The organism is Motiliproteus sp. (assembly GCF_965230735.1).
Taxonomy (GTDB): Bacteria; Pseudomonadota; Gammaproteobacteria; order Pseudomonadales; family Balneatricaceae; genus Motiliproteus.
In genome coordinates this window covers 522,669-542,593 of the sequence record NZ_OZ246016.1, presented here as the reverse complement: position 1 = coordinate 542,593, position 19,925 = coordinate 522,669, and the positions used below count along the sequence as shown (strand labels likewise).

Sequence of the window (19,925 nt, the reverse complement as noted above, 5' to 3'; positions counted from 1 at the left end):
ATATGAGCGAGATCCATTACCCTTTCAGCGCCGTGGTCGGGCAGCCGTCGTTCAAGCTGGCACTGGTGCTGGCGGCGATCAACCCGCGTATCGGCGGCGTTGTTATTGGCGGACCCCGTGGTAGCGCCAAATCGACCCTGGCTCGCGGTATGGCCGACCTGCTGCCGACCCATCCCCCCTGCGAAGACGATGATGCGTCGGCCTCGCTACCGGCCGAGTTTGTCACCCTGCCGTTGGGCGCCAGCGAAGAGATGCTGCTGGGGACGCTGGATCTGCAGCAGGTGCTGCAGGACAAAACCGTCGCGTTTAATCCCGGTCTGCTCAGCCGCGCCCACGGTGGCGTCCTCTATGTCGATGAGGTCAATCTGCTGCCCGACAACCTGGTCGATCTGCTGCTTGATGTGGCCGCTTCCGGGGTCAATCGGGTTGAGCGTGACGGCATCAGTCACAGCCACAAGGCGGAGTTCCTGCTGGTTGGGACGATGAATCCAGATGAGGGCGAACTGCGCCCGCAACTGCACGACCGTTTCGGGCTGTCGGTGCAGTTGAGTAATCAATATGCCGCCGCCGAACGGGTCGAGATCGTACGCCAACGTGAAGCGTTCGAAACCGATCCTGAGGGTTTCTGTCGTCGCTATCAGTCTCAGCAACAGCAGCTGATCGAGCAGATCCAGGCCGCAAGGGCCCGTTTGCCGAAGGTCGGTTGCGAGGATGAGCTGCGACTGGCGATCGCCGAGCGCTGCGCCCAGGCCCAGGTCGACGGCCTGCGTGCCGACCTGGTCTGGTTCCGGGCCGCTTGCGCCCATGCGGCCTGGCAGGGGCGGGAACAGGTCGAGTCTCAGGATCTGGATGCGGTGGAAGAGCTGGTGCTGGCCCATCGGCGTCGGGCCCCGGCTGCACTGCCTCCCAATCAACAACCGAATCAACCGCCGCCCTCGTCTGGTCCTCAGGGTGGTGGTTTTAAACGACCCGACAATAGCCGCCGGGATCCGGAAACCGAATCGGCCGGTGATTGGGGCGCGATGCCGCCACAGGCCCAGCAGCGACAGGCGATATCGGGATTGGCGCTGGATCATCTAAGCCCCGATGCGAATGTCACCGGCTCCGCCGTTGCTGGTCTGACCGATCGGGCGGGCAAGCGTCGCGGCGACCAGGCCGACGGCCGTCACCAAGGCGCGGAGCTCAGCAATCGTCCCGACTGGTTTGCCACCCTGGTACAGCAGTTGGGGCAGTGGCCGCCGAAGGCGTTGCGCTGGAAAAAAGCCCGGCAGGGGCAGGCCGCACTGCATCTGGTGTTGCTGGACACCTCGGCGTCCACGCTGGCGCAGCAACAGTTCGGTCGCGCCAAGGCGGTGCTGGGGCAGATCGCCGAGCGCGCCTACCTCGAGCGTGAGCAGCTGGCGGTATTCGGTTTCGGCAACAACCGGGTCGACAACCTGCTCCCTCGGGTACGGGCACCGAAAGAGCTGGATCACTGGCTCGATCAGCTCGAAGCTGGTGGCGGTACGCCGCTCTATCCGGCGCTGCAGCAGGCGCAACAGTACCTGTCCCAGTTGCAGCGACGCAGTCCCGGATTGCAGTTGCGCAGCTATATCCTCACCGACGGTCGCAGCCGTGCTGAGCTGCAAAGCCTGCAACTGCCGGGCAAAACGGTCTGGATCGACACCGAGGCCGGTACCGTCAAGCGGGGTCGCGGCCGGCGATTGGCGCAGCAGCTGGGGGCCGATTACTGGTCCCTGGAACAATTAACCAGCCCAGCGGGTTAACAACGCGGAGAAAACCATGGCGGACGCTAAACCAGAGACTAAGCCGAAGAAAACCCATCAGGAGCGGATGGCGCGCAAGAAACAGGTGATCGACGAGCGGATCGCCAAGGCCACCGAGGAGCGGGGAGTACTGATCCTGCTCAAGGGTAACGGTAAGGGCAAAAGCAGTTCGGCCTTCGGCACCATGGCTCGCTGCGTTGGTCACGGCCAGAAAGCCGCGGTGATCCAGTTTATCAAAGGTCGTACAGAGACTGGCGAGTCCAAGCTGTTCAAAGACCATCCGCAGATCGATTGGCATGTGATGGGTCACGGTTTCACCTGGGAGACCCAAGATAAAACCCAAGATATCGCCGCTGCCGAGAAGGCCTGGGCGCTGGCCGAACAGTTGCTGCAGGATGACAGTCTCGACATGCTGGTCTTCGATGAGATGGCCTACATGTTCAAGTACCGCTACCTCGAACTGGAACCGGTGCTGAAGGCACTGCAGAACCGCCCAAAAAACCAGCATGTGATCATTACCGGGCGGGTCATGCCCGAGGGGCTGCTGGAGATCGCCGATACCATCAGCGATATCCGCGACGAGCGGCATGCGTTCCGACTGGGGGTTAAGGCCCAAGCCGGTATTGAGTTCTAATTAATAAATTCAAATATTGATTGATCAGGATTTAGATTTGAAAGATCAAAATAGCGAAGTAGCCCGCTGTCCGGCGCTGTTTCTGTCGGCCCCCAGCTCTGGCGAAGGTAAAACCACCTTTACCGCAGCGCTGGCCCGGTACTTTCGTCAGCAGGGCAAGGTGGTCCGGGTGTTCAAGACCGGGCCGGATTACCTCGATCCGCAGATTCTGGCCCAGGCGTCGGGCCAGGACGTGGAGCAGCTTGACCTGTGGATGGCCGGCGAAGCCTATTGCCGACAGAAACTGTACGAGGCTGCCTGCGAAGCCGATCTGATCCTGGTCGAAGGGGCGATGGGGATGTTCGACGGCGATCCCTCCAGCGCCGACCTGGCCGCCCGCTTCAATATCCCGGTGGCGGTGCTGATGGATGTGAAGGGCATGGCCCAGACCGCGGCGGCGTTGGCGACCGGCATGGCCAACTACCGGGACGATGTTCAGGTGGCCGGGTTGATTGCAAACAACTGTTCCACCGCCCGCCATGCCGAGCTGATCCGTGATGCCTTACCCGCCTCGGTGCCGCTGTTGGCGGTGCTGGCCAAGGATCCGGAAGTGAAACTGCCGGAGCGTCATCTGGGCCTGGTTCAGGCCGCCGAAGTGCGCGACGAGCTGGAACTGCGCTTCAACAACGGCGCCCGCTGGGTGGCCGAAGGGGCGTTGGGGCCGAATCCGATTACCGAGCTGCCGCAGCCGGTGGAATTCCATCCCACCGAACTGCCGCCGGTGCCGAAACTGCTGCCGGGCAAGCGCGTTGCCATCGCCCGGGATGCGGCGTTCAGCTTTATCTACGATGCCAACCTGCATCTGCTCGAACAGCTCGGCGCCAGTTATGAGTTTTTCTCGCCACTGCACGACAGCGAGCTGCCGCAAGCCGATGCGCTCTGGTTGCCCGGTGGTTACCCGGAGCTTCACGCCGAGGCGCTGGCGGCCAACGTGGCGATCAAACAGCAGATCCGCGACTTTCATGCCGCCGGTAAGCCGATCCTGGCCGAGTGTGGTGGCTTGCTCTACAGCCTCGAAGATCTGACCGACCTGAACGACCAGTGCCACCCGATGCTGGGTATTATCCGGGGCCATGGTGCGATGCGCGGCAAGCGCGGTTGTCAGGGGATGCAGACCGCGATGCTACCCGAAGGTGAGGTACAGGCTCACGCCCATCACCGTTCCCGTAGCGCCGACACCCCGGAGCCGATCGGCCATGGCCGCCGCCAGCGCCATAGTGCGCCCGGCGAGGCGATCTACCGGGTTGGCGGCTTGACCGCGACCTACCTGCACCTGTTTTTCGCCTCCAATCCCGAGGCGGTGGCGGCGATGCTGTCCGAGCCGGTTGCCTGCGGCGAAGCGCTGCCCCAGGTTCGAGAGGTGGGTTGACTGATTTATGTGGCCCGAGAGCAGCGAATCACCCCAACCGCTTAGAAGTGGACTGACCACCGGCAGCTGTGCCACCGCCTGCTGTGTTGCAGCGGCGCAAGCGCTGCTGGCGGGTCGGCAACCGCAGCGGGTGGAGATTTCGCTGCCGCGAGGCCAGCAGGTGGAGCTGAGAATCGAGGGCTATCAGCCGCTGGATGGGCACCCTGACAAGGCCTGCAGGGCGATTCGTACCGCCACGATCAAGGATGCCGGCGATGATCCGGACGTCACCCACGGTGCGACGGTTTACGTCGAGCTGCGACTGACCGACGAGCCCGGGGTCAAATTTAAACCGGCCGCCGGAGTCGGCACCGTGACCCGGACCGGGCTGGTGCTGCCGGTGGGTGAGCCGGCGATCAATCCGGTACCGCGTCAGATGATGAGCGAACACCTGCTTCGGGCCGCCGATGTGTATGGCTTCGACGGCGGCTTTGAGGTCTCGGTTGGGGTTGAGCAGGGCGAGCAGATCGCGCTGAAGACCATGAACCCACGACTGGGTATCGTCGGCGGCCTATCGATTCTGGGAACCACCGGGATCGTTCGGCCCTATTCCTGCGCCGCCTATATCGCCTCGATCCGTCAGGGCGTCGATGTGGCGCGTAGTAACGGCTTGAACCACCTGGCGGCGACCACCGGCAGCAGCAGTGAGCGGGCGATCCGGAATCACTATGGCCTGACCGAGATGGCGCTGATCGAGATGGGAGATTTTGTCGGCGCGCTGCTCAAACACCTGAACAAGGCACCGGTGGCGCGACTGAGCCTGTGCGGCGGATTCGGCAAGATCGGCAAGTTGGCCAACGGCCACCTGGACCTGAACAGCCGCGCCAGCGCGGTGGATTTTGAGCAACTGGCTCAACTGGCACAGCGGGCCGGGGCCGATCAGTCGCTGGTCGGACAGGTGAAGAGTGCCAACACCAGCATCGAGGCGTTGAACCTGTGCCAACAGGCGAATATCGATCTGGCGACCGAGGTCTGTACCGATGCGCTGAACCAGGCGCAGGCGGTACTGGCCAAGCGCCAACCCCAGCTGGCACTTGAGGTGTGGGCGATCGACCGGCAGGGACACTTTGTCGGCCATGCCCGGAGTGATAACTGGCAAGCCGCTCAGAAGAGTTAAGTGAAGAGAAGTCCGTGAAACAAGATCAGCCAATGACGAGCGAAACTAAGCCCGCACAGCCGCGAAAGCCGGCTCAACCGAGAAGAGTATTGCTGCTCGGCGGCACTGCCGATGCCCGCAAAGTGGTTGGACTACTGGACCAGGCTGGGGTGATGGCGCAGTTAGCGCTGACTTACAGCGTCGCAGGCTTAGTCCGTCGACCCAAACTCGATTGCGAGATCCTCAGCGGCGGCTTTACCCCGCACGGTGGACTGGCGCACTACTGCCGTGATCAGGGGATCGAGCTGATCCTGGATGTGACCCACCCCTACGCGTTGCAGATGAGCAGCAAAGCGGCCGAGGTGGCCGAACAGCTGGCTATTCCACTGGCGCGATTTCATCGCCCGGCCTGGCAACGGCAAGCGGGTGATCGCTGGTGCTGCTTTGACGATTGGGCACCCCTTTGGCAACGGGTCGCCGATTACCAATCGGTGCTACTGACGGTGGGCCAGGTGGAACTGTCGACGCTACAGCAACTGCGGCGCCAGAATCCGGCCCAGCGTTTGATTCTTCGCACCGCAGCAGCGCCAAAATTCGAGCTGCCGGAGGGTGTTGAATGGATCAAAGCGATCGGTCCGTTTGCGCTTGAGGATGAGCTGGCGCTGTTGCGGCAGTATCGGATCGATCTGCTGGTGAGTAAAAACAGCGGTGGGGACTCCACCCAGGCCAAGCTCGATGCGGCCCGCGAACTCGGCATTGAGGTGTTGATGCTGCAGCGCCCGGCACTGCCGACGCTGGCGAACCAGTTCGATACCCCGCAGGCCTGTGCCGATTGGGTTTGCCGTCGGCTCGCTTTATCGCAACCACCTGCCGAGCAGGAACCCCTATGAAGTACGACTACGAACTCGATCCTCGGCGGATCGAACAGCAAAGTTTTGAGCAGATTCGCCAGCTCTGCGAGTTGGATGGTTTTGATCGCGAACAGCAGCAGGTGGTGATGCGGGTGGTTCACAGCCTCGGGATGCCGAGCCTGGCCGAGCAGGTCCGCTTCAGTGCCGCAGCCTGTGCGGCCGGTCGCCAGGCGTTGGCGGCGGGTGCGCCGATCCTATGCGATGTGGAGATGGTCAAGCAGGGGGTCACCAAACGGATGGTTGAAGCCGAGCCGCTGTGCTTCCTAAACGACCCGCGCAGCGCCGAGCTGGCCAAATCCCGCGGTGAGACCCGCTCGATGGCGGCGCTGGAGTTCTGGAAGCCACTATTGGGTGGCAGCGTGGTGTTGATCGGCAATGCCCCCACGGCGCTGTTCCGACTGCTGGAGCTGATCGAGGCTGGTGCCGACAAACCGGCGCTGGTGATCGGCATGCCGGTGGGCTTTGTCGGTGCAGCCGAGTCAAAACAGGCCCTGTGGGAGCAGCACCAGCGATTGGGACTCGAATGCATCACCCTGCTGGGGCGCGAAGGCGGCAGCGCCGTGACCGCCGCCAGCTGCAACGCCCTGCTGCGCTGCAACCATGACGAATGGTATTGAGTATGGCTTCGAACACGAACAAAGAGACCGAAATGACGACAGAACAACTGCCATACCTGCATGTAATTGGGCTGGGTATCGATGAAACCGCGCAACTGACCCCGGATGCGATCGAGGCGCTGCAGCAGGCCGATCTGGTGGTGGGTTCACCACGGCAGTTGCAGACGGTGGAAACCTATCGGAAAGCCGAAACACCGCAACAATTGCATGAGTTCCGTGGGATTCCGGTGCTCAAGAAAGCGATCCATAGCGGTGAGTATCGCTCGGTGGCGGTGCTGGCCTCCGGCGATCCGCTCTATTACGGCATCGGTCGCTGGTGTCATAACAGTTTTCCGGCCGATCGGGTTACCAGCTATCCGGGTACCTCATCGATCCAGGGCGCCTGTCATCGATTGGGGCTGTCACAACAGGATATCGAAGTGTTGAGCCTGCACGGCCGACCGGTGCAGAAGCTGCGGACCCGGCTGCGCCCCAATCAGCCACTGCTGATTCTGACCGACAAGCACAGCTCGCCCTGGGCGCTGGCGCGGATCTGTCGCGATTGCGGTTTTGACCAGAGCCGCTTGACCGTCGTTGAGGCGTTGGGCTACCCGCAGGAGCAGGTGCGCTCGTTCAGCGTGGAACAGCTGATCGATGGGGACTACGGCTTCGATCCGCTGCACCTGACCCTGATCGAACCGGCCGGCGACGGCTGGCTGCCCCGTTTCCCGGGGATCGCCGATCATCATTTCATCACCGACGGCGACGAGCCGGGCAAGGGGATGATCAGCAAGCGCGAAGTACGCCTGAGCATTCTGTCGCTGCTGCAACTGGCCAAGGGCGAGCGGGTTTGGGATATCGGTGCCGGCTGCGGCGGCGTCGCGGTGGAGCTGGCCTACTGGCAGCCCGAGGCCGAGGTGGTGGCGATCGAAAAGCATCCGCAACGACTCGATTGCCTGCGCCAAAACCGTGAGCGGTTCGGCGTGGTGGCCAACTTGGAGATCATCGAAGGAAGGGCCCCCGACGCCCTAGAAGAGCTGGCCGTGCCGGATAAGGTGTTCGTCGGCGGTAGCGATGGCGAACTGGCACCGCTACTGGAGCAACTGTGGCAGCGATTGCCGGTGGGTGGTGTGCTGGTGGCCAGCGCGGTGACCGAGCCGACCCGGGCGATTCTGAGTCAGTTCAGCCAGAAGATGACAGCTCAGTTTGGAGATCGGGCGACCCAGGAATCGGTGCAGCTGGGGGTGGCTCGGGGTGAATCCCTGGCCGGTCAGCTGTGTTTTAAACCGAATCTGCCGGTGGTGCTGTTCCGGTTTCAGAAAACGGCCGGAGGCGAGCATGGCTCCCAATAAGAAGCCGGGTTGTCTGTACGGCGTTGGTGTCGGCCCCGGTGATCCGGAGCTGCTGACGGTCAAAGCCTGGCGCCTGATCCGCGGCGCGGCGGTGCTGAGCTACCTGACCAACGAGCAGGGGAGTTCCCAGGCATTGACGATCGCTGCCGATGCGGTGGCCGAGGCCGGTCCGTTGCAGATTCAACTGCCGATTGCGGTGTCGATGCAGACCGAACGCAGCGAGATTAATCGGGCTTACGACCGGGGCGCCGAGCGGATCGCCGCCGAATTATCCGCTGGACGGGATGTGGTGTTCCTGTGCGAGGGAGACCCGCTGTTCTTCGGCTCATTCAGCTATCTGCTGGATCGGCTGCGACAGCTGCTGGGCGACGAGCTGCGCTCCCAGGTGGTGCCGGGAATTTCATCGGTCAACGCCGCTGCCTCGGTGTTGCAGCAACCGCTGCTGACCCAGCGTCAATCCTTTGCGGTGGTCAGCGGTCGCCATTCCGATGAACAGATTCTGCAAGCACTGCGCGATCACGATGCGGTGGTGATCATGAAAGCCGGCCAGGCACGGCCGCGAATCCTGCAGCTGCTGGCGCAATCCGGACGGCTCGATGATGCCCGCTACCTGGAATATATCGGCCGCGAGCAACAGCAACAGGTTGATGATGTGCGTCAGTTGGCTGACGAAGCCGGCCCCTATTTCTCGTTGTTCGTGGTGCTCGGTGGGATCGACCAAGGGGTGGTGGCTCCGTCGAGCAAGGAGCTGAATTGATGAGCCCGGCCAGTCGTCAGGGAATCGTTATTGTCGCGTTGACCGAGCCGGGTAAGGCGTTGGGCCAGCAGCTTCAAAACCAGCTGCTGGGGGCCGAACTCTGGTACCGCCCCAAGCCGTTCTCTGACAGGGTGCAGCAGGCCTTTAGCGAAGGCCGCCGACTGATCTTTATCTGCGCCACCGGGATCGTGATTCGTACCCTGGCACCGGTGCTGACCGATAAGAAGCAGGACCCGCCGGTGCTGGTGATGGACGAGCAGGGGCGGCATGTGATCGCGCTGCTGTCAGGTCACGAGGGTGGCGCCAACGACTGGGCCGCCGAGCTGGCTTCCCGAATCGGCGCCGAGCCGGTGATCACCAGCGCCCGCCGCTATCAGCAACCGGGCTATACCGTCGGGATGGGCTGCGAGCGCAACTGCCCGCTGGAGGCATTGGAGTCGCTGCTGTTCGACTGTCTGGCATTGGCCGGACTGGAGCTGAGCCAGATCGACAGCCTCCACAGCATCGATATCAAGGCCGACGAAGTCGGATTGATCCGGTTAGCTGACAAGCTCGGGTTGAGCTACCTGACCTGGGACAAAGCGGCCCTGAGCCAGGTCGAAGACCAGCTCAGCACCCGCTCGGAATACGTGTTCAAGACCGTCGGGGTCTACGGCGTGGCCGAATCGGCGGCGCTGGTGGGAGCGCAGCAGCTGCGTACCGACCCGAGTGAGCCGGTCGAGCTGGTGCTCAACAAACAGAAAAACCCGCAGGCCACCTGCGCCATCGCCCGGGCCTATCGAGGCTGAGGGCGAGTTATGAATTCACGCAATAGGATTAAGTAACCTTTATGACCAAGCTTTTTGTAGTCGGTACCGGTCCCGGTGCCGCCGATCTGGTCGCGCCGCGGGCGCGGGCGGCGGTTGAAGCCAGTACCGATCTGGTCGCCTACGGCCTCTATCTGGCGCTGCTCGGCGATGTTTGCGATGGCAAGACCCATCACGACCTGCCGCTGGGTGAGGAGATCAACCGCGCCCGGTTGGCGTTGGATCTGGCCGCGTCCGGTAAAACCACCGCGCTGGTTTCCAGCGGCGATATCGGTATCTATGCCATGGCGACGCTGGTGTTCGAGCTGCTCGATCGCCAACTGCAGGGCCAGGAAGATCAGCCGGCATGGCTCGATGTTGAGGTTGAGGTGATTCCGGGAATTTCGGCGATGCAGGCTGGTGCCAGCCGGGTCGGCGCGCTGCTGGGACACGATTTCTGCACCATCTCGCTGTCGGATCTGCTGACCCCGTGGCAGACCATCGAGAAGCGGATTCACAGTGCCGGCAGCGGTGACTTCGTGGTGTCGTTCTACAACCCGGTGTCGAAAAAACGCGATTGGCAGCTCAACAGCGCCCGCGACATCCTGCTGCAGTACCGTCCGGCCGAAACCCCGGTACTGCTGGGTCGCCAACTGACCCGTGAGGATGAGTCGATCCGGATCATCCGGCTCGATCAGCTCGACGCCAAGGATGTAGATATGTTCACCCTGGTCAGTGTCGGCAACAGCGAGTCGCGTCGTATCGTCAACGGTTCCCGCGAGTGGGTTTACACCCCGCGCGGCTACCGCAAGAAGCTGTGATGGAACCTTTTTTGAAACAACAGTTGAGCCAACGGGAGACCGAACGATGACGGTTTATTTTATCGGTGCCGGTCCCGGCGATCCGGAGCTGATGACCCTCAAGGGCCATCGGATTCTGCAGCAGTGCCCGGTGGTGCTGTACGCCGGATCGTTGATTCCGCGCGAAGTGCTCGAATCGGTTGAGGGTAAGGCGGAGCAGATTATCGACACCGCCTCGCTGGACCTGGAGCAGATCATGGCGCTGATCCTTGAGGCACAGCGCAACGGCCAGGACGTGGCCCGGCTGCAGTGCGGCGATCCGTCGCTGTACGGTGCGATCGGCGAGCAGATCCGCCGGCTACAACAGGCCGGGATCGATTACGAGGTGATCCCCGGGGTCAGCGCGGTGGCGGCATCGGCGGCCTACCTGAAGAAAGAGCTGACCCTGTCCGGTGTATCCCAGACGGTGATCATGACCCGCTACGAGGGCAAGACCCCGTTCCCGGAGCGTGAGCGCCTGCCGCAGCTGGCCCAGAGCGGGGCCACCCTGGCGATCCACCTGGGGGTGACCCGGATCCACAAGATCGTCGAGGAGTTGATTCCCCACTACGGTGAGGATTGCCCGGTGGCGGTCTGCTACCGCACCTCCTGGCCCGATCAGGACAAGGTGACCGGCACGCTGAAGGATATCGTCGCTCAGGTGCGTGAGAAGGGCTTTACCCGCACCGCGTTGATTCTGGTCGGCCCGGTGCTCGATTGTGACGACTTCAATGAGTCCTACCTGTACGCCAAGGACCAGCCCCATATCTACCGGCCCCGGGTCAAACCCGAGACGCCTCGCTCGGTGAAACGCGATTAAGTTCAACCACCGATCCAAAATATTGCCACTTAAGAGACACACTGATGCAACTGAATAAGATCCCCACCACCGTGGTTACCGGCTTTCTTGGCAGCGGTAAGACCACGCTGCTGTCCAACGTATTGAAGCAGGCCCAAGGCAAGCGCATTGCGGTGATTGTGAATGAATTCGGCGAACTGGATATCGACGCCGACCTGCTGCGTAGCTGTCCGCTGGAGTGCGACGATGAGGCTCCTGAAGGTTGCAGCACAGCCAAAGCCGACGACGATAGCGGTATCTACGAACTGGCCAACGGCTGTATCTGTTGTACCGTCGAGGAGGAGTTCCTGCCGGTGATGGAGCAGTTGGTTGAGCGTCGCGACGACATCGACCATATCCTGATCGAGACCAGCGGGCTGGCGCTTCCCAAACCGCTGGTGCAGGCGTTCAACTGGCCGGGGATCAAGGAATACTGCACCGTCGATGCGGTGATTACCGTGATCGACGGTCCGGCCGTGGCTGCCGGTCGCTTCGCCCACGACACCGACAAGGTCCAGGCCCAGCGCCTGGCCGACGATAGCCTCGACCATGATCCGAGCCTGCAGGAACTGCTGGAAGACCAGCTCAGCGCTGCCGATCTGGTGGTGGTCAGCAAGAACGATCTGCTGGAAGCCGTCGAGCGCGAGCAAGTGGAAGCGGTCGTCAGTCAGCGGGTGCCGGCGGCGGTTAAGACCACCTATATCAGCCAGGGTGAAGCGGACCTGGATCTGTTGATGGGGCTGGATGCGGCCGCAGAAGAACGGATCGAGTCGGTCCATAATCACCACGATCACCATCACGCCCACGGCCACGATCATGACCACGCCCACGATCACTTCGATTCGTTCGTGATCGGCCTGGGTGAGGTCGACAGCGCCAAACTGCAGCAGGTGCTTGGCGGCCTGATCAACGAATTCAATATCTTCCGGGCCAAGGGCTTCGCCGCGCTGCCGGGTAAACCGATGCGTCAGGTACTGCAGGCGGTCGGTAAGCGGCTGGATGTCTATTTCGATCGTCCCTGGAACGCCGACGAAGATCGTCGCACCCAGCTGGTGTTTATCGGCAAAGGGATCGACGAAGCTACTATTCGCAACGCCTTAGAAACCGCGTTGGTTTAACCTGGAGTTTGGCGTAGCAAGATGCATCTACTGGCAGCACAACCGGGCGGTTTCGTCGACGATGAGGGCATTATCGACCTGGATCAGGATCCGGCCGAGGTCGTGGTTCTGGCCGCTGCCGACAGCGTGTTGGCGGCGCTGTCCGGTGCACTGGAGCGATTCGTTGCGCCAGAGGGCGGATCGTTGCCGCAGGTTCGACTGGCCAACTGGGTGCAATTGCTCAAACCGGCGGCCTACGATCTGTACGAGCACAAGGTGCTCGAGCATGCCCGGGTGGTGGTGGTGTCGCTGCTCGGCGGGGCCAGTTACTGGCGCTATGGCTTTGAACGGCTGCAGGCCTGGGCCGAGGCTGATCCGTCACGAACTCTGGTGATCGTGCCGGGCGACGATGCGGTCGATCCGGAACTGTTCGAGGCCTCCAGCGTTGCCGAGCCTGATTGCCATCGGGTCTGGCGCTACCTGCGTGAGAGCGGCATCGATAACAGCCGCGAGCTGCTGAACTATGTTGCCGCCGAGTACTTCGGGTTAGCGCTGAACTGGCGCGAACCGCGACCGTTGCCCCACTGTTTGCTCTACCTGCCGAGTTCCGCCGGACAAGCCAGCTTCGCCGAATGGCAGGCCTATCGCGATAAGCTGCAGGCCCGCGAAGCGCGAACGAGACCAAGTGCTACAGCGCGGCCAGTAGTCGCGCTGCTGTTTTACCGCTCCCATCTGCAGAGCGATAACACGGCTATGTTTGATGGCTTGATCTCGGCGCTGGAGCAGGCCGGTCTTTGCCCATTGCCGGTGGCGATCGCATCACTGAAGGATGCCGAATCCTTACTGCTGGTGAACCGGCTGATCGAGCAGAGCGGTGCCAAGCTGATTATCAACAGCACCGGCTTTGCCTCCAACACTGTCGCCAGCCCGGAGCTGAGCTCGCAACCGACCCGATTTGAGTCACCGTTCGAGCAGCCGTTGCCGGTGTTGCAGCTGGTGCTTTCGAGCAGCACCGAGCAGGACTGGCTCGACCACAAACAGGGCCTGCGAAGCCGCGATATCGCCATGCAGGTGGTGTTGCCGGAGATGGACGGACGGATCCATACCCGCGCCTTGAGTTTCAAATCCGAGAGCCACTTCGATCCGCGGGGGCAGCTGTCGGTGGTGCGTTATTCGCTGCACCCGGAGCGGGCCGATTTTGTCGCCCGGCTGGCGTTGGCCCACTGTGGCCTGGCGGGTAAACCTAACCCGGACAAGCGGATTGCGCTGATCCTGGCCAACTACCCGACCAAAGACGGTCGAATCGGCAACGGGGTTGGGCTTGATACGCCGGCCTCGACGGTGAATATCCTGCGGGCGCTGCATCGGGCCGGTTATCCGCTCGGCGACGAGTCAGGACAGCCGGAGGATGGTGATAGCTTGATTCGAGAGTTGTTGGGGGCGGTGACCAACAACCCCAATACCCTGCACCAACGGAAGTGCTGGCAATCGATCGCGCTGGAGGACTACCAGCGCGCCTTTGCCGAGCTGCCCGACGCCTGCCAACAGGCGGTGCTGCAGCGCTGGGGTGGCCCGGAGATGGATCCCAAGTGCCGCAACGGCCGTCTGATGCTGGCCGGCATAAGGCTCGGCGAGACCTTTATCGGGATTCAACCGGCGCGAGGCTTCAATCTGGATCTGGCCGCTAACTACCACGACCCGGACCTGATCCCGCCCCACAGCTACCTGGCGTTCTACTTCTGGCTACGCAATTGCTATCGGGTCGATGCGGTGGTGCATGTGGGTAAGCACGGTAATCTGGAGTGGTTGCCGGGCAAGGGCTCGGCGCTATCGGCCGAATGCTGGCCCGATATTGCCCTCGGACCGATGCCCCACTTCTACCCCTTTATCGTCAACGACCCGGGTGAGGGGGCTCAGGCCAAGCGTCGCACCCAGGCGGTGGTGATTGACCATCTGATGCCGCCGATGAGTCGGGCCGAAACCTATGCAGAATTGGCCGAGCTGGAAGGCTTGGTGGACGAGTATTACCAGGCCATGGGGATGGATGATCAGCGCCAGGGCTGGTTGCGCCAGCAGATCATCGAGCAGGTGCGCAAGACCCACCTGGATCAGGAGCTGGCCAGCGAGGCGGGCGACGATGACGAGGCGTTGCTGAACGAACTCGACGCCTACCTCTGCGATATCAAAGAGGCGCAGATCCGCCACGGTCTGCATATTCTGGGCCAGCTGCCCAGGCCGCAGAAACTGGCCGAGACCCTGGTGGCGCTGCTGCGTTTGCCGCGCGGCGACGGTGCCGAGGCCCAAGGAATCCTGCACAACCTGGCGCTGGATTTGGTTTTGCAGCAGGATGGCGAACCTTTCGATCCGCTGGAAGCCTCGGTACAGCCCTGGCGGGGCGAGCGACCGGAGGTGCTGCAGCAGGTTTGCGACAGCCATTGGCGTAGCGAAGCCGATACCCGAGAGCGCCTGGAGCTGTTGGCGCAGCAGCTGATCGAGCAGTACCTGCTATCAGATTCGGATTCAGAGCCGTTCAAGGAGCTTGCCGGACTGCCCCGAACCCGAGCCCAGCTCGATTATGCCCGTGCCACCCTGATGCGGGCGTTGAACCTCAGCGCCGAGCAGGAGATCGGCGCTTTGCTGGATGGCTTGGAGGGTCGCTTTGTCGACCCAGGCCCGAGCGGCGCGCCGACCCGGGGTCGGCTCGATACCCTGCCCACCGGGCGTAACTTCTACTCGGTCGACAACCGCTCAATCCCGTCTCCGGCGGCCTGGGCGATCGGTCAGCGTTCGGCTCAGGCGCTGATCGAGCGGCACTTGCAGGAGCACGGTGACTACCCGGCCCAGCTCGGCCTGTCGGTCTGGGGCACCGCAACCATGCGAACCGGCGGCGATGATATCGCCCAGGCATTCGCGCTGATGGGGGTTCGACCGATCTGGGCGCCGGGTTCGAACCGGGTGGTCGATTTCGAAGTGATCGGCTGCCAGCAGTTGGGTCGGCCACGGGTCGATGTGACGCTGCGGGTATCCGGCTTTTTCCGCGATGCCTTTCCCAACGTGATGCGACTGTTCGATGCGGCGGTACGCAAACTGGCCGCGCTGGACGAGCCGGGCGACGGTAACCGGATCCGGGCCCATATCGAACAGCGCCAGGCGCAGCTGCAGACTGAGGGGTTAGATCCCGCTGAGGCCGCGCGCCAGGCCAGCTACCGGGTCTTTGGTAGCAAGCCGGGGGCTTATGGCGCCGGGCTACAGGGGTTGATCGACGAGCGTTGCTGGGAGCAGCGCTCGGATCTGGCCGAGGCCTACCTGAACTGGGGCGGCTACGCCTACGGCGATCATCAAGCCTTCGCACAGGCGGGAACTGCGCCTTCTGACGGCAGTCTGAGCGACGGCGTGGAGGCGCCACAAGCGTTCCAGCACCGGTTGTCGCAGCTCGAGGTGGTGATCCAAAACCAGGACAACCGCGAGCACGATCTGCTCGATTCGGACGATTACTACCAGTTCCAGGGCGGCATGAGCAATGCGGTGGAACAGTTCGCCGGCAAAGCGCCGCAGGTCTACCACGGCGACCACGCCAACCCGATGCAGCCGAAGATTCGGACCCTCAAGGAGGAGTTGAACCGGGTGATCCGCTCACGGCTGCTGAACCCGAAGTGGCTCACCGCGATGCGTGAACACGGTTACAAGGGCGCGTTCGAGATGAGCGCCAGTGTCGACTACCTGTTCGCCTACGACGCCACCACCGAACTGATCGACGATTACCAATATCAGCAGGTCAGCGAGACGCTATTGTTCGAGCCCGAGAATCGGCAGTTTCTGGAGCAACATAATCCGGATGCGCTGGAAGAAATTGCCGAACGACTGCTGGAAGCGACCCAGCGTGGGCTCTGGTCCGAGCCGGGCGAGCAGGCCCACAAGCTCCAAGACCTGCTGCTGGAGCTGGATCAGCGTCAGGAGCAAGCAACCTGAGTCGTTGAGCGCTCAAGCGCGGATGCAGCTGATCCGCCCGTTTTAAGATCAAATTACGACCGCTTCTTCGGGGGCGGATAGGATAAAATAGATTGTTTGGCCGAACCGAATCGGCCGAGATTACTGGAGAAAGAACAGTGCCTAAGCAAGGTATTATGGTGTGCGGACATGGCAGCCGTGACAAGGATGCAGAACGCGAGTTCGGCCGGGTAGCGGCCGGGCTGAAGCAACGCTTCCCGGAGCTGCCGGTCGAATACGGTTTTTTGGAGTTTTCGGCCCCGAACATCCATATGGGACTCAACGCCCTGATCGACCAGGGGGTTGAAGAGATCCTGGCGGTGCCTGGGATGCTGTTTGCTGCCACCCATGCCAAGAATGATATTCCGTCGGTCCTGACCACCTTCGGCGAGAGCTGTCGCGAACACGGCCGCCAGGTCGAGGTGCAGTACGGTGAGGAGCTGGGACTGCAGCCGGCGATGATCGACGCCTTCCAGAGCCGTATCTACGAAGCGCTGGGGCTGGATCCTGAGAATCCCCCCGAGTCCCTCTACGACACCCTGCTGGTGGTAGTCGGTCGTGGTACCTCCGATACCGAGGCCAATGCCGAAGCTGCCAAGCTGACCCGCATCGTCAATGAAAACATGGGCTTCGGCTGGGCCGATACCGTCTACTCCGGAGTTACCTACCCGTCGGTGGGTATCGGTCTGGAGAAACTGCTGAAGCTGGGTTACCAGCGTGTCGTAGTGGCGCCTTACTTCCTGTTTACCGGCCGCCTGATCAAGCGGATCTACGGCTACGTCGACAAGGTGGCGGCCGAAAACCCCGGCGTCGAATTTATTAAGGCCGACTACCTGAATGACCATCCCAAGGTGATCGATGCGTTCGAGAACCGGGTCCGTGAAATCATGGGCGGTGAGGTTAATGGGGACGAAAACCTGATGCAGTCCTTCCAGCGCCGTCTGGCTGCCGGTGAAGTGGATATTCACCACCACCATGCCGAGTACCAGCCCGACGGTGACAACCACGAGCACACCCACTCCCACGAGGACAGTCACGGCAAGGGCCACAGCCATACCCATCACCACGGCCATCACCACCACGGTGATCATAGCCATGACCATTCGCTCGGCCATTCACATGACCATTCCCACGATCATGGCCACTCCCACGGTATCTACAAGCATATCGCCCACCCGCTGGGACCACGCACGATGATCGGTGAAGGTATCTGCTGCTGCTTTATGAGCCAGTTCCCGCAGGAGATTCTGGACGAAGAAGCCGACCGGATTGGGGATATTGATCCGGCCAGTACGCCAGCGCATCAGTAGTTAGATGGAAGCGGCTGGTGGCTTGAGATGGCCAGCCGCTGTTTCTAAATCAACTCGAGCAACTTCAACAGCGTCACCCCTGCGCTGGTGGTCAGCAGTGAGCAAAGCGTGGTAATGGCGATGATATTGGCGGCCAGGGTGGCGTTGCCGCCCATGGCGCGAACCATCACGTAGCTGGCGGCGGCGGTGGGGGAGCAGGTCATCAGCAGCAGCACACCCAGTTCGATTCCGCGTAAACCGAGCAGGATACCTCCGAGGGTCAGGGTCAGCGGGACCACCAGCAGTTTCAGGCTGGCGGCCAGCATGGCGTTTTTACGGTCGTGCCGCAGGGCGCTGAAGTTGAGGCTGGCGCCGGTGCACAACAGGGCTAGCGGCAGGGTCATCTGGGCGAAGTATTCACCGGTGCGGATCACCATCGCGGGTAGCTCGACCTGATACCAGGCCAACGGCAGGGCCATGACGATGCCGATTATCAGCGGATTTTTGAGGATTCCTTTCAGGGTACTGCGAAAGCCGGTATCTCGATTCAGCGAGCGGCTCAGGGTGATCACCGACAAGATGTTGAACAGGATGGTGACCAGGGCCAGATAGAGCGAGGCGGTCACCAGGCCATCGTTACCGTAGGCGTTGAAGCAGTATGCCAGGCCGATGATGCCCATGTTGGAGCGAAACGCGCCCTGAACCACCACGCCGCGTTCGCTGCTGGGCTCGACCCGGCGGGCGACCAGGAATTCGAACAGTAGAAAAAGCAGCAGGGTGCCGAACAGCCCGACCCCGAGCAGAGTCAGGTTGGCGGTCTGCTCGATGCTGGTGCGACTGATGTTGATAAACAGCAGTGCCGGTAGGGTGACGTTGAACACCAGCTTGGAGCCGATGTCGATAAAGTTGTCGTTGATCATCCCACGCCGGTTCAGCAACCAGCCCAGCGTCATGACGATAAAGATCGGCCCGGTGATCGAGAGCGAAAACTGCAGGTTGTTGAGAAAGGCGTCCATAGCGGGTCCGAGCCAAGTTCACGAGTCCGCCCGGGCCGGTAAGGTCGTTAGTCGGGGCAGAAGGCGATGGTAAGGGGATGGTGGCTCGGCAGCAAGCGTTCACTTTAGCGCCGAGGGGCGTATGATGGGGGTCTAGCGAGAGAGACCGTTATGAGTTTGACCAGCATCCGACTGGGCAATGAGATTGCCACCGCCGTCTACAAGAAAGCCCTCGATCAGCAGCAGGTTCAGGGTCAGCAGGTTCTGCAGTTGATCCAGTCTGCCGCACCTGCGGCCAACAGCGCGCAGACCCAGCAGGTGAGTCCGAGTGCGCCCACTGATCGGGTTGGTACTAGGATCAATACCACCGCTTGATTCCTTTTCTATATTAACGAAAATTCTGCTCTTTTTATGGCGGCGTTTTCGTTTCCTGATAGGTCGAGTGATAGGTCAGCGAGAAGATTATTCCAACACCGCCACCGACTTGATCTGCAACCACACCGAACTGCCGACCTTCAGCCCTAAACTATCCAACGCTCGACTGGTGACCCTCGCCAGCAGTGAGGTGGTGCCGACTTCGGCTCGCACCAGCGCCACCGCCGGATGATCGTTGCTGACGATTTCGGCAATTCGGGCCGGCAGCAGGTTCTGGATGCTCTGGTCCGGGTGCTGCTCCAGCGCCAGACTGATATCGCGGGCCAGCACCCGCAGTCGTACCGGCTTGTCCAGGGGTAGGCCGCTGTCTTTGACCCAGAGGCTGCCACCGTCGAACTGGGCTCGGGCCAGGTGCCAGCGGCTGTCTTTCTCGGCCACCGTGGCCTTGATCACCACGCCGGCATCTTCATCCTTGCGCAGCGGCAGATCGAGTCGGCTCAGGGTCTGATCCAGGGGTCCGCTTGCCAGTACACGACCCTGTTCGAGCAGTACCAGATGATCGGCCAGGCGGGCCACTTCGTCGGGGGCGTGGGTGACGTACAGGATCGGAATCTGCAGTTGATCATGGAGCTGTTCCAGATAGGGCAGGATTTCGCGCTTGCGCTTCAGGTCCAGCGCCGACAGCGGCTCGTCCATCAGCAGCAGTTGCGGGCCGGCCGCCAGTGCTCGGGCGATGGCGACCCGTTGGCGTTCGCCGCCGGAGAGGCGATCGGGCATCCGCTCCAGCAGCTCGCCGATCTGCAGCAGCTCGATCGCCTGCTCCAGCGACACTTTGCGCTGCGGCTTAGGGACCCGGCGAACGCCGTATTCGAGGTTGGCGCGGGCGCTCAGATGGGGGAACAGGCTGGCTTCCTGAAATACATACCCGATTGGACGGCGGTGGGTCGGCAGGCTTTGACCGTCTTTCTGCCACCAGCTGTCGCCGATTCGCAATTGGCCGTCAGGGCTGTGCTCCAGCCCGGCGATCAGTCGCAGCAGGGTGGTCTTGCCGCAACCGGAGGGGCCGAAGATCGCCGTCACACCTCGATCAGGCAGCTGCAGATCAACATCCAGCCTGAAACGGTCTTTTTGGAGCCGGAAACGGGCCTCAATACTCATCGG

The 19,925-nt window shown here is 62.0% G+C and carries 17 protein-coding genes; 15 read left to right on the top strand and 2 right to left on the bottom strand.

The genetic code is table 11. From position 1 onward, the window contains the following. The first annotated feature begins 2 nt into the window (after nucleotides 1-2). From ACO05M_RS02580 to ACO05M_RS02515, 14 genes are all read left to right on the top strand, one after another. Complete coding sequence (locus ACO05M_RS02580) at nucleotides 3-1,766, top strand: ATP-binding protein (protein WP_421867364.1); 1,764 nt, start codon at nucleotides 3-5, stop codon at nucleotides 1,764-1,766. A gap of 16 nt (nucleotides 1,767-1,782) precedes the next feature. After that, on the top strand, nucleotides 1,783-2,400 hold the full coding sequence (cobO, locus tag ACO05M_RS02575) for a cob(I)yrinic acid a,c-diamide adenosyltransferase (RefSeq protein ID WP_421867361.1): 618 nt from the start codon (nucleotides 1,783-1,785) through the stop codon (nucleotides 2,398-2,400). Between the two features lie 37 nt (nucleotides 2,401-2,437). Further along, the gene (locus ACO05M_RS02570; RefSeq protein WP_421867358.1) at nucleotides 2,438-3,808 is read left to right on the top strand and encodes a cobyrinate a,c-diamide synthase; all 1,371 of its coding nucleotides are present in this window, start codon (nucleotides 2,438-2,440) and stop codon (nucleotides 3,806-3,808) included. Between the two features lie 7 nt (nucleotides 3,809-3,815). Beyond that, entirely contained in the window at nucleotides 3,816-4,964 is a 1,149-nt protein-coding gene (locus tag ACO05M_RS02565) for a cobalt-precorrin-5B (C(1))-methyltransferase (RefSeq protein WP_421867355.1), read from the top strand. 32 nt (nucleotides 4,965-4,996) lie between these two features. Beyond that, on the top strand, nucleotides 4,997-5,833 hold the full coding sequence (locus ACO05M_RS02560; RefSeq protein WP_421867353.1) for a precorrin-6A/cobalt-precorrin-6A reductase: 837 nt from the start codon (nucleotides 4,997-4,999) through the stop codon (nucleotides 5,831-5,833). After that, entirely contained in the window at nucleotides 5,830-6,471 is a 642-nt protein-coding gene (locus ACO05M_RS02555) for a precorrin-8X methylmutase (RefSeq protein WP_421867350.1), read from the top strand. The genes ACO05M_RS02560 and ACO05M_RS02555 overlap by 4 nt, the downstream gene beginning before the upstream one ends. 32 nt (nucleotides 6,472-6,503) lie before the next feature. Then, on the top strand, nucleotides 6,504-7,802 hold the full coding sequence (gene cbiE / locus ACO05M_RS02550) for a precorrin-6y C5,15-methyltransferase (decarboxylating) subunit CbiE (protein WP_421867346.1): 1,299 nt from the start codon (nucleotides 6,504-6,506) through the stop codon (nucleotides 7,800-7,802). Then, nucleotides 7,789-8,559, top strand: coding sequence for a precorrin-2 C(20)-methyltransferase (gene cobI, locus ACO05M_RS02545; RefSeq protein ID WP_421867343.1), 771 nt, complete (start codon nucleotides 7,789-7,791; stop codon nucleotides 8,557-8,559). The genes cbiE and cobI overlap by 14 nt, the downstream gene beginning before the upstream one ends. Next, nucleotides 8,559-9,347 carry a cobalamin biosynthesis protein gene (locus ACO05M_RS02540; protein WP_421867341.1) on the top strand — a complete coding sequence of 263 codons (789 nt, stop codon included), beginning with the start codon at nucleotides 8,559-8,561 and terminating at the stop codon, nucleotides 9,345-9,347. The genes cobI and ACO05M_RS02540 overlap by 1 nt, the downstream gene beginning before the upstream one ends. Nucleotides 9,348-9,388: 41 nt before the next feature. Further along, complete coding sequence (cobJ, locus tag ACO05M_RS02535; protein WP_421867339.1) at nucleotides 9,389-10,165, top strand: precorrin-3B C(17)-methyltransferase; 777 nt, start codon at nucleotides 9,389-9,391, stop codon at nucleotides 10,163-10,165. Nucleotides 10,166-10,211: 46 nt separating this feature from the next. Further along, nucleotides 10,212-11,003 (top strand): precorrin-4 C(11)-methyltransferase, encoded by a 792-nt coding sequence (gene cobM, locus ACO05M_RS02530; protein ID WP_421867336.1) that lies wholly within the window; start codon nucleotides 10,212-10,214, stop codon nucleotides 11,001-11,003. Between the two features lie 44 nt (nucleotides 11,004-11,047). Then, complete coding sequence (gene cobW / locus ACO05M_RS02525; protein ID WP_421867333.1) at nucleotides 11,048-12,139, top strand: cobalamin biosynthesis protein CobW; 1,092 nt, start codon at nucleotides 11,048-11,050, stop codon at nucleotides 12,137-12,139. A 21-nt stretch (nucleotides 12,140-12,160) separates the two neighbouring features. Beyond that, the gene (gene cobN / locus ACO05M_RS02520) at nucleotides 12,161-16,087 is read left to right on the top strand and encodes a cobaltochelatase subunit CobN (RefSeq protein WP_421867330.1); all 3,927 of its coding nucleotides are present in this window, start codon (nucleotides 12,161-12,163) and stop codon (nucleotides 16,085-16,087) included. A gap of 155 nt (nucleotides 16,088-16,242) precedes the next feature. Continuing rightward, complete coding sequence (locus tag ACO05M_RS02515) at nucleotides 16,243-17,415, top strand: sirohydrochlorin chelatase (RefSeq protein WP_421870631.1); 1,173 nt, start codon at nucleotides 16,243-16,245, stop codon at nucleotides 17,413-17,415. A 44-nt stretch (nucleotides 17,416-17,459) separates the two neighbouring features. Here the strand turns inward: ACO05M_RS02515 and ACO05M_RS02510 are convergent, their stop codons facing one another. After that, nucleotides 17,460-18,410, bottom strand: coding sequence for an AEC family transporter (locus tag ACO05M_RS02510; protein ID WP_421867327.1), 951 nt, complete (start codon nucleotides 18,408-18,410; stop codon nucleotides 17,460-17,462). 150 nt (nucleotides 18,411-18,560) lie between these two features. Here ACO05M_RS02510 and ACO05M_RS02505 point away from each other — a divergent pair, with 150 nt between their 5' ends. After that, nucleotides 18,561-18,764: a putative motility protein gene (locus tag ACO05M_RS02505; RefSeq protein ID WP_421867325.1), complete on the top strand. Its 204-nt coding sequence runs from the start codon at nucleotides 18,561-18,563 to the stop codon at nucleotides 18,762-18,764. Nucleotides 18,765-18,851: 87 nt separating this feature from the next. Here the strand turns inward: ACO05M_RS02505 and modC are convergent, their stop codons facing one another. Beyond that, nucleotides 18,852-19,922, bottom strand: coding sequence for a molybdenum ABC transporter ATP-binding protein (gene modC, locus ACO05M_RS02500; RefSeq protein WP_421867323.1), 1,071 nt, complete (start codon nucleotides 19,920-19,922; stop codon nucleotides 18,852-18,854). Nucleotides 19,923-19,925: the final 3 nt, after the last annotated feature.

Excerpts from the sequence above, each read along its gene's own strand:
- ACO05M_RS02580 (WP_421867364.1), top strand. The coding sequence starts at position 3 with ATGAGCGAGATCCATTACCCTTTCAGCGCCGTGGTCGGGCAGCCGTCG.
- cobO (WP_421867361.1), top strand. The coding sequence starts at position 1,783 with ATGGCGGACGCTAAACCAGAGACTAAGCCGAAGAAAACCCATCAGGAG.
- ACO05M_RS02565 (WP_421867355.1), top strand. The coding sequence starts at position 3,816 with ATGTGGCCCGAGAGCAGCGAATCACCCCAACCGCTTAGAAGTGGACTG.
- ACO05M_RS02560 (WP_421867353.1), top strand. The coding sequence starts at position 4,997 with ATGACGAGCGAAACTAAGCCCGCACAGCCGCGAAAGCCGGCTCAACCG.
- ACO05M_RS02555 (WP_421867350.1), top strand. The coding sequence starts at position 5,830 with ATGAAGTACGACTACGAACTCGATCCTCGGCGGATCGAACAGCAAAGT.
- cbiE (WP_421867346.1), top strand. The coding sequence starts at position 6,504 with ATGACGACAGAACAACTGCCATACCTGCATGTAATTGGGCTGGGTATC.
- cobI (WP_421867343.1), top strand. The coding sequence starts at position 7,789 with ATGGCTCCCAATAAGAAGCCGGGTTGTCTGTACGGCGTTGGTGTCGGC.
- ACO05M_RS02540 (WP_421867341.1), top strand. The coding sequence starts at position 8,559 with ATGAGCCCGGCCAGTCGTCAGGGAATCGTTATTGTCGCGTTGACCGAG.
- cobJ (WP_421867339.1), top strand. The coding sequence starts at position 9,389 with ATGACCAAGCTTTTTGTAGTCGGTACCGGTCCCGGTGCCGCCGATCTG.
- cobM (WP_421867336.1), top strand. The coding sequence starts at position 10,212 with ATGACGGTTTATTTTATCGGTGCCGGTCCCGGCGATCCGGAGCTGATG.
- cobW (WP_421867333.1), top strand. The coding sequence starts at position 11,048 with ATGCAACTGAATAAGATCCCCACCACCGTGGTTACCGGCTTTCTTGGC.
- cobN (WP_421867330.1), top strand. The coding sequence starts at position 12,161 with ATGCATCTACTGGCAGCACAACCGGGCGGTTTCGTCGACGATGAGGGC.
- ACO05M_RS02515 (WP_421870631.1), top strand. The coding sequence starts at position 16,243 with ATGGTGTGCGGACATGGCAGCCGTGACAAGGATGCAGAACGCGAGTTC.
- ACO05M_RS02510 (WP_421867327.1), bottom strand. The coding sequence starts at position 18,410 with ATGGACGCCTTTCTCAACAACCTGCAGTTTTCGCTCTCGATCACCGGG.
- ACO05M_RS02505 (WP_421867325.1), top strand. The coding sequence starts at position 18,561 with ATGAGTTTGACCAGCATCCGACTGGGCAATGAGATTGCCACCGCCGTC.
- modC (WP_421867323.1), bottom strand. The coding sequence starts at position 19,922 with ATGAGTATTGAGGCCCGTTTCCGGCTCCAAAAAGACCGTTTCAGGCTG.